At 45.6% G+C, this 16071-nt stretch carries 10 protein-coding genes and 1 tRNA gene; 7 read left to right on the top strand and 4 right to left on the bottom strand.

Annotated elements, in window-relative coordinates:
- The first annotated feature begins 13 nt into the window (after window positions 1-13).
- The 5 genes from dnaQ to EYS00_RS08250 all read left to right on the top strand — a co-directional run bounded on the left by dnaQ (window position 14) and on the right by EYS00_RS08250 (window position 4533).
- Window positions 14-730, top strand: coding sequence for a DNA polymerase III subunit epsilon (dnaQ, locus tag EYS00_RS08270; protein WP_130636088.1), 717 nt, complete (start codon window positions 14-16; stop codon window positions 728-730).
- 29 nt (window positions 731-759) lie between these two features.
- Window positions 760-2169: a TIGR03503 family protein gene (locus EYS00_RS08265; RefSeq protein WP_373995557.1), complete on the top strand. Its 1410-nt coding sequence runs from the start codon at window positions 760-762 to the stop codon at window positions 2167-2169.
- Window positions 2170-2383: 214 nt separating this feature from the next.
- A tRNA-Asp gene (locus EYS00_RS08260) sits at window positions 2384-2460 on the top strand.
- Between the two features lie 148 nt (window positions 2461-2608).
- On the top strand, window positions 2609-3307 hold the full coding sequence (gene lolD / locus EYS00_RS08255) for a lipoprotein-releasing ABC transporter ATP-binding protein LolD (protein ID WP_130636087.1): 699 nt from the start codon (window positions 2609-2611) through the stop codon (window positions 3305-3307).
- Complete coding sequence (locus tag EYS00_RS08250) at window positions 3304-4533, top strand: lipoprotein-releasing ABC transporter permease subunit (RefSeq protein WP_130636086.1); 1230 nt, start codon at window positions 3304-3306, stop codon at window positions 4531-4533. The genes lolD and EYS00_RS08250 overlap by 4 nt, the downstream gene beginning before the upstream one ends.
- A gap of 14 nt (window positions 4534-4547) precedes the next feature.
- On the opposite strand, the gene EYS00_RS08245 is transcribed toward EYS00_RS08250, so the two are convergent.
- From EYS00_RS08245 to EYS00_RS08235, 3 genes are all read right to left on the bottom strand, one after another.
- Window positions 4548-6824: an FdhF/YdeP family oxidoreductase gene (locus EYS00_RS08245; RefSeq protein WP_130636085.1), complete on the bottom strand. Its 2277-nt coding sequence runs from the start codon at window positions 6822-6824 to the stop codon at window positions 4548-4550.
- Window positions 6821-7576, bottom strand: coding sequence for a formate dehydrogenase accessory sulfurtransferase FdhD (fdhD, locus tag EYS00_RS08240; RefSeq protein WP_130636084.1), 756 nt, complete (start codon window positions 7574-7576; stop codon window positions 6821-6823). The genes EYS00_RS08245 and fdhD overlap by 4 nt, the downstream gene beginning before the upstream one ends.
- A gap of 387 nt (window positions 7577-7963) precedes the next feature.
- Window positions 7964-9310, bottom strand: a complete 1347-nt coding sequence (locus EYS00_RS08235) for a dicarboxylate/amino acid:cation symporter (protein ID WP_130636083.1) — start codon at window positions 9308-9310, stop codon at window positions 7964-7966.
- A 118-nt stretch (window positions 9311-9428) separates the two neighbouring features.
- Between EYS00_RS08235 and EYS00_RS08230 the strand changes: the two genes are divergently transcribed.
- On the top strand, window positions 9429-11642 hold the full coding sequence (locus EYS00_RS08230) for an Ig-like domain-containing protein (protein WP_130636082.1): 2214 nt from the start codon (window positions 9429-9431) through the stop codon (window positions 11640-11642).
- A gap of 87 nt (window positions 11643-11729) precedes the next feature.
- Here the strand turns inward: EYS00_RS08230 and astB are convergent, their stop codons facing one another.
- Window positions 11730-13070, bottom strand: coding sequence for an N-succinylarginine dihydrolase (astB, locus tag EYS00_RS08225; RefSeq protein ID WP_130636081.1), 1341 nt, complete (start codon window positions 13068-13070; stop codon window positions 11730-11732).
- A gap of 336 nt (window positions 13071-13406) precedes the next feature.
- On the opposite strand from astB, the gene topA reads away from it, so the two are divergent.
- Entirely contained in the window at window positions 13407-16064 is a 2658-nt protein-coding gene (topA, locus tag EYS00_RS08220) for a type I DNA topoisomerase (protein ID WP_130636080.1), read from the top strand.
- The last annotated feature ends 7 nt before the right edge of the window (window positions 16065-16071 follow it).

Raw genomic sequence — 16071 nt, 5'->3', positions numbered from 1 at the left:
CATCAGGCTAATCATGCGTCAAATTGTCTTAGATACAGAAACCACAGGTATTGAACCCAAAGAAGGTCACAGAATAATTGAAATCGGCTGTGTGGAAGTTGTTAATCGCCGACTCACGGGAAATCATTTTCACGTGTATATCAATCCTGGTCGACAAATAGAACAAGAGGCGATAGAAGTTCACGGTATCACCAACGAATTCCTCGCTGACAAGCCAATCTTCGCCGATGTGGCGCAGGATTTTGTGGAATTTATAAAAGGCGCTCAACTTGTCATTCACAACGCCCCCTTCGATGTTGGCTTTATGGACCATGAATTTGCCATGGAGCCTAAAACCAGAAATGTCGTAACCAAGGACATTTGCGACGTATTAGACACGTTAGTGATGGCTCGTCGCATGCACCCAGGTCAGAAGAACAACTTGGATGCGTTGTGTCGGCGTTATGGTATCGACAACAGTCACCGAGAGCTGCACGGCGCATTACTTGATGCGGAGATCCTTGCAGACGTCTACTTGATGATGTCCGGTGGGCAAACGAAACTCAATTTGGCAGGCAAAGACAGCGGTGATGGCAACGTTGGCGCTATTCGACGAGTCACTCGCGGTGCAAATAAATTAAAGGTTATTCGTGCGACAGCCGATGAATTACAACAACATGAAGCTCGTCTTGATATTGTTGAAAATGCCGGCGGAGCGTGCTTGTGGCGCACCCCTAAACAAGACGTATGATTTTATAACATTCACGCAGGAGCCGCGCTTTGGGCAAACGGATACAGGCACTTCTTTTCGCTTTTATGATGACCACAGCATTTGCACAAGATAGTGACCAAATGCAAGACATGCCTGAGTCTGCCGATAGCACGCCAAATCCTTTATCTAACTTGGGGGATGAGTATCAAAACTCAATAAAGCTGCTGCAAAATCGGTTTCGTATTGACCACAATGTGGAAGAGATCACCATGATCTTTTTCAGACGTCGTGGCTCTGCCCCCGTGGTGTTGGTTCGACCGGATGGTTCCAAATTGTTTCAAGGACGTGTCGATACCCGAAAAGTTGATTGGTACGACGATGAAACCTTCGACATGATTTCTATCAAGAATCCCGTACCTGGACCGTGGCAAGCGGTCGGACAAATACTGCCAAATAGTCGGGTTATGGTACTGTCTGATTTGGCGCTTCACGCCGAGTCTTTACCCTCTATGATGTTTTCGGGTGAAATCATAAAGTCTACTGCCTCGCTCACCAACGGTGGAAATCCCATAGCAAACAATGAATTTCGTGATGTGGTTGAGTTAACCATAGACTTTGTCAGCTCTAACAACCCAAACTATGACAATTTTGGTTCAAACGACGTTGAGATAGCCCGATTTGAGGATGATGGTCGGGGAATGGATGAGAGGCCTACGGATGGAGTGTTTACGGGGCAATTTAATCTTGGTGTTGCGCCTGGCGAATGGCAACCCATTTTTCGCGTGACCACACCTATGTTTACCAGAGAACAATTGGATCCACCTATTGTTTTGCATCCAAACCCAGTGGTGGTTGACGTTGTTCATGACGGTGGTGGTGAGGGTTACCATAAGCTCATCGTTGACGTTAATCGCGATCAAGTAGACATAGAATCTCTACTCATCGACGGTAAAGTGCGGTACCCCAATTCTGAAATGCAGAACTTCTCGCTGACTGAGGGTGGTGATCAGCCGAGAGAATATTTAATGCCTGCCTACGATGAGGGCATTTTCAGAGTAAAAATGACCGCCTACGGCACCACGTCTGACGGTAGAGACTTTATCTTAGATGTACCTGAGTTTACCTTTTTGGCTGAGAGCCCTGAACCTGACGTTATAGATCCATTGGCACCGCAAGGAGAGGGAAGTGATGAAGAGAGTATGCCCATGGACGGTGAACAGGAAAATCTTCCAGAGATGCCGATGGAGGAGGAGATGGATAACAACACGCTGGTGATAATGTTGGTAGTCGTTAACGGGGCTATTGTACTTGTTGGTGTGTTGGTGGTGACAGTGATACTTGTCATGCGTAAAAGAGCAAATAAAGCCAATGCTCCCGTCATATTATCAGATCAGGATCTGACGCTATCGGAACAGCCAAAAGGGATTGCTAAATTACTCGGTATGTTTAAAAAGAAGAAGGATGGTGATACTGCATAAAGCCAGAGTGGTCGTGCGTTTTACGAGCAGTCTTGTCCTTGTTTGCATTTTATTTCGTCACAATGAACAATTATCATGCAAACGATACGCATATGACGAATTTATTTAAAAAAAAAGCGTTGACACTATGGGGCCGAATCCGTAATATCTGCGCCGCGGTGAGGGACAACGGTTTGAAAAAACTTTAGTAACTCACTGATTACATTGAAAATGTGGAGCGGTAGTTCAGTTGGTTAGAATACCGGCCTGTCACGCCGGGGGTCGCGGGTTCGAGTCCCGTCCGCTCCGCCATTTCTTTGGCAAGTCCTTGCACTAATAATTATCCGAAACAAATCACATCTAATTCTTTTTCAGTGATTTTCAACATGATTGTTGGTTAACTGACGCATACACGTTACCATTCGGTCTTATAGAGTTTTCTAATCAAAAGACGAGTTAAATGCAGGACGTACTTACTTGCCGCAACATCTCAAAGACTTATCACGACGGCAACAATAAAACCCCAGTACTCAAAAACGTTTCTTTATCCATTAAGCCCTCAGAGCACGTTGCAATATTGGGTAGCTCTGGTTCGGGAAAAAGTACCTTGCTTCACTTACTTGGTGGCCTCGATTCTCCGTCGGAGGGCGATGTACTGTTCCACGGAAAATCCCTTTATTCGCTCTCTTCCAATGCTTTAGCAGCACTCAGAAACAGTGACATTGGGTTTATTTATCAATTCCATCACCTTCTTGCAGAATTTTCTGCACTGGAAAACGTGATGATGCCTTTGCTTATTCGCAAAGAGAACCCTGCGATTGCCAAAAACGCTGCTTTGAACCTGCTTGAACAAGTGGGATTGGCACATAGGGCAGAGCATCTACCTGCGGCTCTCTCAGGAGGTGAGCGTCAACGAGTCGCCATTGCTCGTGCTTTGGTCACGCAACCGAGCGTAGTATTGGCGGACGAACCTACCGGCAACTTGGACTTTGAAACCGGGCAGCAAGTTTATTCACTGCTGAAGTCTTTGAGTGACTCACACAAAACGAGCTTTGTGGTGGTTACCCATGACAGAGAATTAGCCAGCCAATTAGACAGAACCTTGTATATAAAAAATGGCAGCTTGATTGCTGATACTGACCAAGAGGCCACTGCATGAGGTTAGCATGGCAATTGGCGCGTCGTTTTAGGCGTGCTAAACAACAAAATCGCTTTATTTCGTTTATTTCCCTGTCCTCTACTTTTGGTATTGGGCTAGGTTGCTTCGTACTGATCGTGCTGCTTAGCGTGATGAACGGCTTCGAGCGAGAACTTACTCAACGTATTTTAGGCGTTGTACCTCATGGAGAAATTTTTAGCTTCAATTCTCAAGGAATTGAAAATTTGAACACCCATATACAACTATTCTCTAACGACCAACGAGTCGCCAAAGTTGAGCCTTATACACCGGTAAACGGTATGATTCAGCATCGAGGAACGTTAAAGTCGGTGGCCCTTACGGGGATTGATGTAAGGGTAGACGACAAACGCTGGTCACAACAAGTATCTGAGGCGGCCTGGAAGCGCTTTGCTGTGCAAACTGATGGAGTGTTACTCGGTAGAGGTATAGCTGAGAAGCTCTCTCTTGACGTAGGGGATAGCATTCAGGTGCTGGTTCCTGCGGCCACTGAAAGTTTGCAGTTCAGCGCCCCTAAAAACGTAACATTAAAAATTTCTGGCATCATGAAGGTGGGGGGAGAGTTAGACAATCAGATCGGACTTATGCACCTTGCTGCGGCATCAAATGCCGTAGGAGCCACTATGCCGGCGATGGGGCTGAGGTTTACACTTCACGACCCGTTCGCTGCTAATGGTGTTATGCGAGAGATTGGCTATCAATTCCCACAAGCCGTCTATATGTCTGATTGGACGAGAACGCAGGGGCATTTGTACAACGACATTCAGTTGGTCAGGGTTGTCGTATACATAGCACTAACACTGGTGATTGCCGTTGCCTGTTTTAATATCGTTTCCTCGCTGGTCATGGCTGTTCGCGAAAAGCAGCAAGCTATCGCTATTTTGAAAACCATGGGAGCGACGGATTCCTTGATAGCCCAAGCGTTTATATTACAAGGTGCAATTAATGGCGTAATTGGCACGACCGTCGGTGTGGTGCTTGGGGTCATAGTCGCCCCAAATTTATCAAACATCGTGGTAGCATTAGAGAGCGCGTTGGGAGTTGAGGTGCTATCTGGTGATATTTACTTTATCGACTTTTTGCCGTCACAATTGGCGTGGAGTGATGTGGTAATAACGGCGGGTGTTGCGCTTTTACTGTCTGTATTAGCGACACTTTATCCCGCCAAAAAAGCAGCGAGTTTGAACCCCGCCACTGCACTTAACTAATTCATACTCGTCTTCTACAACTGCTGTGTAGCAATAGCTGTTGAAGACCGATTAACAATTATTGGAATTGCTTTTGACGTGGGGGTAAACGACTTATCGCCCACGCTGTCAAAAGGTACTAACGGATTGGTTTCCGGGTAGTATGCCGCTGCGTTTCCTCTGGGAATATCGTATAACACCACTGAAAACCCATCGACTTTGCGGGTAACCTTGTCTTGCCAAATAGAGGTGATATCAATTTTGTCACCCTCCTTCAGCTGCATCTTTTTAGCATCTTGAGGATTTAAAAATAGGACGTTACGCTTGTTTTCAACGCCTCGATAGCGGTCATTCATTCCATAGATTGTTGTGTTGTACTGATCATGTGAGCGAAGGGTTTGAAGGGTTAGAATTGGACCTCGCTGTTTCTCAATTTCGCTAACAACATTTGCCGGATAAAGATCCTCAGGCAGCGGAGTTGCACTAAATGTGGCTTTACCCGATGCTGTAGCCCATTGACCCTCACGAGCAGTATTACCCAAGTAAAAGCCACCAGGTTTGCGTATTTTACTATTGAAGTTGTCAAATCCAGGAATGGTTCTAGCTATTAGGTCTCGAATGCGTTCATAGTTCTCAGCTAAATGTAGCCAGTCTACAGGTTTATTACCGAGGGTAGCGTGAGCAATATTGGCAATAATTGCAGTTTCAGACATGCAATTCAGCCCTTCTGGCTCGGTGCCGCCATGAGATGCATGCACCATACTGAATGTATCTTCAACGGTTATCGCTTGCTCTACACCTTTTTGGCGGTCAATTTCTGTTCTGCCTAAACAGGGTAAAATGAGCGCGTCTTTACTTGCCAATAAATGGGTTCGGTTGAGTTTAGTCGCGATATGAATACTCAGTTCCGCCTGCTTGATGGCATTACATGTGAATACTGTATCTGAAGCCGCTGCGGCTAAGTTACCGCCCAAGCCAATAAAGACTTTACTCTCACCTTTATTCAGTGCGTGTAGTGCTTGGTGCACATTGTGCCCTGCAGTTTTCGGTAAGCTAACACCAAAGGTTTCTTCTAGCGTCGCGATGAACGCTGGCGTAGGGGACTCGTTGATACCCATGGTTCGATTGCCCTGCACGTTACTGTGTCCGCGTACAGGACATAACCCCGATCCTTGATGACCAATCTGCCCCGTTAACAAATGTAAATTTGTAAGTTCTCTGATGGTATCTACCGAGTGTTTGTGTTGGGTCAGTCCCATGGCCCATGTACTTATGGCTTTATCACTTTCGGCAAATAGGTTTGCCGCAGAGGCTATGTCCTCTTGTGTCAGCCCTGATTGCTCTTCAATATGTTCCCAGCTTGTAGTGCGTACCGTATCTAAATACTCTTCTGCACCAATGGTATTCTCATCAACAAATGTTTGATTCAATCCAACGGAATTCTCGAGCAAATGCTTTACCATGCCTCGAATGGCAGCCATGTCACCACCGAGTTTTGGGGTTAAATACATGTGACTGATATTAGTTGCCGATGGCGTAAGTAATTCTACGGGATCTTGAGGGCTAGCAAATCGCTCGAGCGCGACTTCTTTTAAATTGTTGAACGTGACAATTTTGCATCCGTTTCGCGCTGCTTTTCTCAGTGCATTCATCATTCGAGGATGATTACTGCCTGGGTTTTGCCCAAAAACGAATATGGCGTTAGCGTGATCAAAGTCCTCTAATACTACAGTACCCTTACCAACACCGATAGAAGCGTTTAATGCCACACCACTGGCTTGGTGACACATATTCGAACAGTCTGGAAAATTATTGGTACCGAATAGTCGGCCAAAGAGTTGATAAAGGTATGCTACCTCGTTGCTCGCTCTGCCAGATGTGTAGAGTTCAACCTGGTTAGCGTCATATTGATTGAGCCGCTCGCCGATAAAAGCAAAGGCATCTGCCCAATCAATGGGAACATAATGGTCGGTGGTAGCATCGTACTTCAGTGGTTGAGATAAGCGTCCTTGGTACTCTAGCCAAAAATCGCTTTGTTTGAGTAACGATGAAACCGAATGAGTAGCGAAAAATGACTCGCCAATTTTCTTTTCGGTGGACTCCCAAGCTACGGCCTTAGCACCGTTTTCGCAAAATTGAAATGTTCCCGATTTGTTATCACCCCAAGCGCAGCCGGGACAGTCGAATCCTGACGTTTGATTAACGCGAAGAAGATTTCTGATATTCCCGCGTATTCGCTTACTTTTTACCAGTGCGGCAAATGTGGATTTTAGCGAGGGCATACCGCCCGCTTTCATCGCGCGTTTTTTCATTGTGTTCTGCCTTTAAGCAAGTAAGGGCTATCGAGCTTGGGTATGTGAATAAGGTGAAGGTTGTATTTTGCTGCCATCGACACTGCCAAGGTACTTGGTGATGCTAAAGATGCCAGTCTGCCAACACCAGAAATAATCGCTTTTTGTACCAACTCTGCACCACACCGACTGGTAATAACCAGGGTACCGTTGCTCGGTTTGATACCTCGCTTGTGAAGTGCTCCAAGGAGTTTGTCCATGGCATTGTGCCGCCCTATATCTTCTCTACTTAGTGTAACTTCACCTTCGTTATCTATCCAAAAAGCACCGTGCAACGCACCACTTGATTGGCCTTGATGCTGCCACTGAGGGATGATGTCCCGAATATTCGATAGGTAGTTTACATCTGGTATGACTGAATCTGGTAGCGGCGTAAGCGCAGGAAATGCATCAGCTAAGGCCGCTTTGCCACAGAGTCCGCATCCACTTGCTCCTTTTAACGTGCGCTGGCGGTGCTTGAAGGCCTCAATCCGTCTATTGGCAAGAGTGACGTTCACATAAATTGTGTCAATTCCATTGGCTGAGGTGTAATTAACATCTATATCGTGCACGTCTACGGGAGATTCAATAATCAGCTCACTGAAAAGGTACCCAACAACAAAGTCTTCTATGTCGAACGGGCTCACCAGCATTACGCTAAAGTGAATGTCGTTAAGTGTTATAACTAGCGGGATTTCCTCGACCAAATTGTTATTGACGGTATGTGAGAGCATCTGATGTTCTGAATTAATTCACTGACGCTATTAGAACATAAATTTTACTACTGAGAATGTCATTTTATGGTGTAAAAGTATCACTTACTTTTCAGGATTTTGGGTTTTGGAGTGACTCATCTATTTCATATGTTACTCAGATGTCCTCAGCAACTTGTATGTTTTGAGTTTTGATAAGATGTTTTGAATATGTTGGGACAAAAACAGCCAATATGTAGTTAATAACAATGGGAAATAAGAGAGGAAGCGTTAGTTTTTTTACAGCCGTCTGAGGCATGGATGCCGAAGCCGAGCCCCCATGGAAGGGTTTACGGCGTGCGGTAAAATGACTAATGCTTCCTCTAAAAGCGACGCAAAACATGTGGCGCCGCTTAAAAATAGCCAGTGTTATGCGTTTTTGTCGAAGTGTTTGAAATCGATTTCTTCTTCTTTTGCACCAGCATTGGGGTCGTTGAAGACGTCAACGTCTAATTCACCTTCGCCTTTGGCAACCGCACATGACACCATACAGTCACCGGTGATGTTAACTGCAGTTCGGGTCATATCCAGTAAGCGGTCTACGCCGATAATAAGCGCGATACCTTCAACCGGTAAATTGACTTGTTGTAGTACCATAGCCAGCATGATAAGGCCAACACCGGGTACACCCGCGGTTCCAACAGACGCGAGGGTTGCAGTGAGTATTACCATCATGAAATCGCCGAAGCTCAAGTCAACGCCGTATACTTGAGCGATAAACACAGTAGCGACACCTTGCATAATTGCAGTGCCATCCATATTAATCGTCGCGCCTAGTGGCAAGGTGAAAGACGATACAGAGTTACCAACGCCTAACTTGTTTCGTGCAGTTTCCATGGTTACCGGCAGCGTGGCACTACTACTTGACGTACTAAATGCAAACAAGGCAGCGTCACGCATTTTCTTGAATAGGGTGATTGGGCTCAAACCAGTAAGCAGTTTTAGCAGCAAAGAATAAGTACCTAGGGCGTGCAAGATAAGTACAAATAATACTAAGAAGAAGTACTTTGCCAGACCGAAGATAGTGTCTGCACCAATAGTTGCGAACAGCTTAGCCATCAATACAAATACACCATATGGCGCTAAGTTCATGATAATGGTAACAAGGCGCATGATCACTGTATTGATATCTTCAAAAATTGCGCTTAAACGTTTGCCTGCTTCGCCAGTCATTGCCATTGCAACACCAAATAACACCGCAAATACAATGATTTGAAGCATGTTGCCCTTTGCCATTGAGTCGACGGGGTTGCTTGGGAACATGTTTACTATAACCTGTGACAGACTTGGCGCTTCTTTTGCGGCGTAGCTTGCTTCAGTGGTTAGATTCAGCCCTTCTCCCGGCGACACCAATAAAGCCATGCTCATAGCCAGTGTGATGGCTATTGCTGTTGTGACAACATATAAACCAACAGATTTTGCACCGAGTCTTCCTAACTTACTGGGGTCAGATAGGTTACTTGTGCCGCATACCAGCGAGACAAAAACAAGTGGAACAACCAGCATTTTCAAACTGGCGATGAAGATTTTACCTAAGGTTGAAAATATACCATCTACTAGAATGCCATACGTTGATAGCTCGCTACCGAATATCGAGATTACAAAATCTCCGCTATCATCAAAAAGAAGTTGAAGAAGTACACCAAGGATGATTCCGGCAGTCATGCCGATGAATATCCGGGTAGTTAGACTATATTTATGTTCAGATTGCGTCATGAATTATCCCTGTGGATTTTTCTTATAGTTTTAGACTTTTTTAGTGTGCCAGATTCTATTGATTTTTAAACTGAAAAAAGACGGTTATCGTCAATATTGAGACCTTCAGGAAGGTATTATGCGCGCATGGTTAAAAACGCCAGTATTATTTTGTTCTCTTTTCTTCCTTGTAAATTGCGGGGGAGGCGGAGAAATATCGAGAGATACCGCTACACCAGACCCCACAGATAATAACCCTACCATCTCTATCTCGTTGGCGATAGAGAATAATACAGGCGATCAAGACAGAAATTTGTCTGATGATAATCCTTTGACAGTTATCGCCACGGTAACCAGTAGTGATGGCGCTTCACAATCTGACAAACTTGTGACTTTTAGCCTCAACAATCCAGATTTAGCGGGCTTTAACAACGACACTGGCACAGCACGTACCGATAGTAGTGGAGTAGCACGTATTGGAATAGAAGCAGGGACTATTTCCGGGGATGGGGAGATTACTGCCACACTATCTTCTGGGGAAACAGGGAGTACTACGTTCAGTGCAACGAGTGGTGACATCGTGGTCGTCCAACCCGCTTCGTTACAACTATATGCCAGTGCTGTTCAACTGGCTTCAAGTGGTTCAGATGAAGTTGAGCTTATTGCCTTAGTTAAAAACGCTCAGAGTGTATTGATGGAGAATATCGACGTCATGTTCTCTGCTGGTGATACGGATGGCGTGGAATTGCAATTGGTGCAATCGACAACCGCTGCAGATGGCACAGCACGGGCAATACTGACCACTCAAAATGATGCCTCAAATCGCATTGTGACTATCACTGCACAAACAGAAGATCTTGTTGAAACCGTTGAAATCGAAATCACAGGGACACAAGTGACGATCAACGGTACTGCCTCGGCGATTCTAAACGATAGTGTAGATTATACGATTCGAGTACAAGATTCTGACGGTGTGGCAATTCCTAATCAGCAAATAGATATCTCAGCAACAAATGGAACACTGACAATAGACAATCAAGCGGTGACATCAGTAACGAGTGGAGGTGATGGACAAGCCACGGTAACTTTCACTGCAACAACCGCAGGAGAGGCGGTTATTGAAGCGAATGCACTCAATGCAGAGATTGCCTTTGCTGTTCAGGTTCAGCAAGATGCATTTAGTTTTGTGTTAGTTCCCTCAGAAGAAGTACCACTTGCTGAAGATGCCACGATTGAGGTCTTGTGGGAGCAAAATGGTTCGCCAGTGGTTAACGGCGATGTACGATTTAGCGCATCAAGAGGCGCTATCACTGCTGGTGCTACTGGTGTTACTGATGCCAATGGTGTTGCTACAATGACCATATCTTCTGACAACGCTGGACTATCCTCTTTGACAGCCACGGGCAGAGACAGCGACGGCAATGTGGTAGTCACGGCAACCACCGAGATAGAGTTTGTTGCTGTAACCCCTTTCTCGCTCAATGCAGATGCATCACCAGATATTCTTGGGCCAGATGGTCAAACGAGTACTATCACAGCCATAGTGCGTGATGAATCAGGCAATTTAGTCAAGAACACCGTGGTAAACTTTAATGTCAGCGATACCTCTACTGGTTCTATTTCTCCTTCACAAGCCACCACTGACAGTAAGGGCGTAGCATCCACAGTATTTACGTCAGGTGCTGTAAGCAGTGAAGATTCTGTGGCAATTCGCGCAGAAGTGGCCGATAACACAACTGTCACAGATACTGTCTTCCTTACCGTGGGAAATAGAGCCTTTGATATATCGGTAGGTACAGGAAATATTATTGAGTCACCAGATACGAGTACCTATTTGAAACGTTTCTCCGTATTTGTTTCTGATTCCGCGGGGCAGCCCGTGAGCGACGTAGCCTTAACCGCATCTGCGACTCCCGTTAAATATGTAGCTAACGGTGTCTACATGAAAGGCTATTGGGTATGGAACGAATTACTGGGATTATGGGAACAACAAGTCACTGCCGTATGCAACAATGAAGACGTCAACGGTAACGGCATTCTTGATACTTCACCGTTTGATGAAGACAATAACCAAGATGGCTTTTTGACTCCTGGCATAGTGGGAACGATATCCGTTTCGGGAGCTGGAGTTACTGATGAAAACGGCCAGGCTGAATTGGAGTACCGCTACCCAAGAAACTATGGTTTTTGGTATGAAGCTGTCGTTACAGTGTTTGGTCAGTCAAATGGTAGTGAGGCTAGTGCAGATCACTACTATACCTTGGGGATCCCTGCCGCTGATTTAACCGTGGATGGCGCATCACCGCCAAACAGTCCATTCGGTATTACTTCAGACTGCTCGACAATAGATTAATCGCCGACACGCATCGGCAAATACAAATCATTCTTTACTACATGCCGCCCCATTCCAGGGGGCGGCGTTGGCGTATATGCTGTTTAACTACACTCGCTGGAACGGGTAAACAGAGCCTAGTTCAAGTAGTTGTGTTAACTCGTCTAGTGCTGTGCGAGATTCGATAAGCAGGTTTGGATCTCTCAAGTCATCTTCTGAGAGCACATCGCGATAGTGTTTATCTACCCATGCATTGAGCCTTTCAAATTGAGCATCATTGATGAGTGTTGCGCCGTTAACTGCGGCGAGTTCTTGCTCGGTCATGGCTACGCGTAAACGCAAGCACGCAGGACCACCACCGTTACGCATACTTTGCTTTACATCAAAGTAGTTAACTGACTTTATCGGGGTAGATAAGGTCACAAGCTTGTCTAAGTAAGTTTTTACTGCAGGGTTGTCCTGACACTCAGTAGGCGCAATAATCGTCATATCCCCCGAAGGCAGAGTGATAATTTGCGTGTTAAAAAGGTAGCTTTTCACAGCGTCGTTTACGGAGACTTCACTGGTAGGAACTTCAACAAAGTGGAGTTCTTCTTCGCCGAATTTGCTGCGAATTTCAGCCAATCCAGCGTCGGTGTTATGAAAGGCCTGTTGGTGATAAAACAATACATTTTGATTACCAACTGCAATAACATCGTTATGGAAAACACCCTGATCAATAACATCTGGATTTTGCTGCATATATACAACGTTCTCGTCACTTAAACCGTGTAGACGAGCAACTGCCTGACAAGCTTCAAGTGTCTGTCTTGCTGGATATTTTTTAGGTGCAGGCATGCTAGGGTTGAATGCATGACGACCGTAGACAAACACTTCTACTCCTGCACGCCCATATTCGCTGCAAAGGCGAGTATGGTTAGCCGCACCTTCGTCACCGAAATGTTCGTTGTCTGGAAGGTGCTGATGGTGGGCAAAGTACTTCTCATCGGCAAAGGTTGCTTTTAATATTCTACCCGTAACTTCTGGCTCCAATGAACGGTGGTATTTGTTGGTTAAGTTAGCCGGGGTAAAGTGAACTTTCCCGTCCGACGTATCTGCGCTAGGAGAAACTGTCGCAGCGTTTGCCGTCCACATTGAAGATGCAGAGCAACATGCTAAAAATATCTCTCTTGATTGCTTTGCTGCATTTTCCAAAACGGTAGCGTCAGAACCAGAAAACCCGAGTCGTCGAAGTGCGGCAATGTCGGGGCGTTCCTGAGGCGCGAGCACGCCTTGCATCATACCCATATCAGACAGTGCTTTCATCTTAGCAAGGCCTTGCTTAGCAGCTTGTTTCGGGCTGCTGTTTGCGTTGGCATTGTTAAGAGAGGCGACATTACCAAAAGATAAACCGGCATAGTTGTGTGTAGGTCCGACTAAGCCATCAAAGTTTACTTCAAATTGCTTCATGCTTGTTCTCTCTGGTTTTTTGGCGTTTTCACGCTACCTTATTTTATGAACTCATCACTGAGCGATTCTGTGGGGAAAACTGTTTTATAACCCCTTCAGATGGCGGCATTATACGGCTTTTGGGGCCTTTGCCAATCGAGGTGATTAATTTTTGTACTGATTTTGAGCGTATTTAGTACGGGCAAAAGAATAAGTATGAAGAAGATCTTGTTTTCCATTCACTTTGTAGATATATGTTAAAAAAGAGAAGGGGCCAGTACGTTACTGTCTGACCGCCTGAAATTACAATGTTAAAGCGAAATATTCGTTAAAAATCAACGGGTTTAATTCAAATATATGGCAAAATCACTGGTCATAGTCGAGTCGCCAGCAAAAGCAAAAACGATAAATAAATATCTCGGTAAAAATTTTATCGTAAAAAGTTCTGTGGGCCACGTTCGCGACCTACCTACCAAAGCATTAGGTAAGGTAGAGCCGAAAAAGACGGCAAAAGAACTGAAAACATATAGCGACTCAAAACGCGCCGAATACTTACGAAGACATGAGTACCTCAAGCTCGTGGATCGTATGGGTGTTGACCCTGAAAAAGACTGGAAAGCGCACTACCAAGTGCTTCAGGGTAAAGAAAAGGTAGTCAATGAACTCAAGAAGCTAGCCAAGGATGCTGACACCATCTATCTCGCAACCGATTTGGACCGCGAAGGAGAAGCAATTGCATGGCACCTTCAGGAGTTATTGGGTACCAAAGGCAAGACATACCAGCGCGTAGTCTTTAACGAGATTACGAAGAACGCAATTCAAGAGGCGTTCTCGGAGCCTGGTGAACTTAATGTGGACCGGGTGAACGCGCAGCAAGCACGACGTTTTCTTGATCGCGTTGTGGGCTTCATGGTTTCTCCATTATTGTGGAAAAAGGTTGCCAGAGGACTTTCTGCAGGCCGCGTCCAATCCGTAGCGGTTCGACTGGTCGTTGAGCGTGAGCGAGAAATTAAAGCGTTCGTTCCTGAAGAGTTTTGGGATGTTCACGCTGACCTCAACAGTGAAAAAGCTTCCGCGTTGCGCATGCTGGTGGCTAAACATCTCGGTAAGAATTTCAAACCAGTTAATAAAGCGCAAACTGATAAAGCATTAGACGAGCTGAAACAAGCACAGTATGTGGTTGAGAGTCGCGAATCTAAGCCGACACAAAGCCGTCCATCTGCACCATTTATTACGTCAACACTTCAGCAAGCGGCAAGTACTCGTCTTGGTTTTGGCGTTAAAAAGACCATGATGATGGCCCAACGCTTATATGAAGCTGGCCACATTACCTACATGCGTACTGACTCAACAAACTTGAGTCAGGAAGCGCTTGATAGTTGTCGTGCGTACATCGACGATAATTTCGGAAGCAAATATTTACCTGACAATCCACTGCGCTACGGCAGTAAAGAAGGCGCTCAGGAAGCTCACGAAGCGATTCGACCTTCAAACGTGCAAGTTACCGCTGCCAGCCTAAAAGACATGGAGCGTGACGCACAGCGCCTATATGAGCTTATTTGGCGTCAGTTTGTGGCATGTCAAATGACTCCAGCGAAATATGACGCTACAACTATCAAGGTTGCAGCGGGAGATTACGGACTGACTGCCAAAGGTCGGGTACTTAAATTTGATGGTTGGACAAGAGTACAACCTCAAGTGCGTAAAAAGGGTGAAGAAGAAGTCATGTTGCCTGATGTACAACAAGGCGATGTGCTTACACTACAACAATTTGACCCTAAGCAGCACTTCACCAAGCCGGTTGCTCGATTTAACGAAGCGTCACTGGTTAAAGAGCTTGAGAAGCGAGGTATTGGCCGACCTTCAACTTACGCAAGTATCATTTCTACCATTCAAGACCGCGGTTATGTGCGTTTGGAAAACAAACGTTTTTACGCTGAAAAGATGGGTGAAATTGTTAACGACCGCTTGTTGGAAAACTTTGACGACCTAATGAGTTATGACTTTACGGCTAACATGGAGCAACAGCTTGATGATATAGCCGACGGTCATAAAAACTGGAAAGACGTACTCAATTTATTTTATAGCGACTTTTATAACAAGTTGCTAACCGCAGAAAAGGATCCTGAAGAGGGGGGGATGCGCCTCAACCAAGCTGTTCCTTCTGGGGTAGAATGTGATAAATGCGGTCGTGAAATGAACGTCAGAACAGCCTCTACAGGTGTATTCTTGGGGTGTTCAGGTTATAACCTGCCACCTAAAGAGCGCTGTACCAATACCATGAATCTCACCGCAGGTGACGAGGTGGTTAAGGTCGATGACGAAGATGAATTAGAGACTGAAGCGCTTCGAGCCAAGAAACGCTGTCCGAAATGCGGCACCGCCATGGATAGCTACCTAGTTGATGAAACTCGTAAGCTCCATGTATGCGGTAATACGCCCACCTGTGATGGTACCTTGATTGAAACAGGAACGTTCAAAATTAAAGGCTATGACGGTCCGATTATCGAATGCGATAAGTGTGGCAGTGACATGGAACTTAAAAATGGACGGTTCGGTAAGTACTTCGGTTGTACTAATACTGAATGTAAGAATACGCGTAAACTGCTAAGAAGCGGTGAGCCAGCACCACCAAAAGAAGATCCGGTATTTTTACCCGAGCTACCGTGTGAAAAATCGGACGCTCACTTTGTGTTGCGCGACGGTGCGTCTGGTATTTTCCTAGCGGCACACAATTTCCCTAAATCAAGGGAAACCCGTGCTCCGAAGGTTGCTGAACTAGCTCGCTTCCGCGATCGAATTTCGCCTAAGTTTTACTACTTAGCGGATGCTCCACAAGAAGATCCAGAGGGTAATCCTGCGCTGGTACGTTATAGTAGAAAAACTAAGCAACAATACGTGATGTCTGAAAATAGTGCAGGTAAGGCATCTGGCTGGTCTGCATGGTACAACGACGGTAAGTGGGAAGTGCAAACCAGCAGTAAGTCCACTGCCAAAAGTAAAGCGAAAAAGTAAGAGATTG

Source organism: Alteromonas sp. KUL49 (genome assembly GCF_006538345.1).
Classification (GTDB): domain Bacteria; phylum Pseudomonadota; class Gammaproteobacteria; order Enterobacterales; family Alteromonadaceae; genus Alteromonas.
This window is presented reverse-complemented; position numbering and strand designations above follow the sequence as displayed.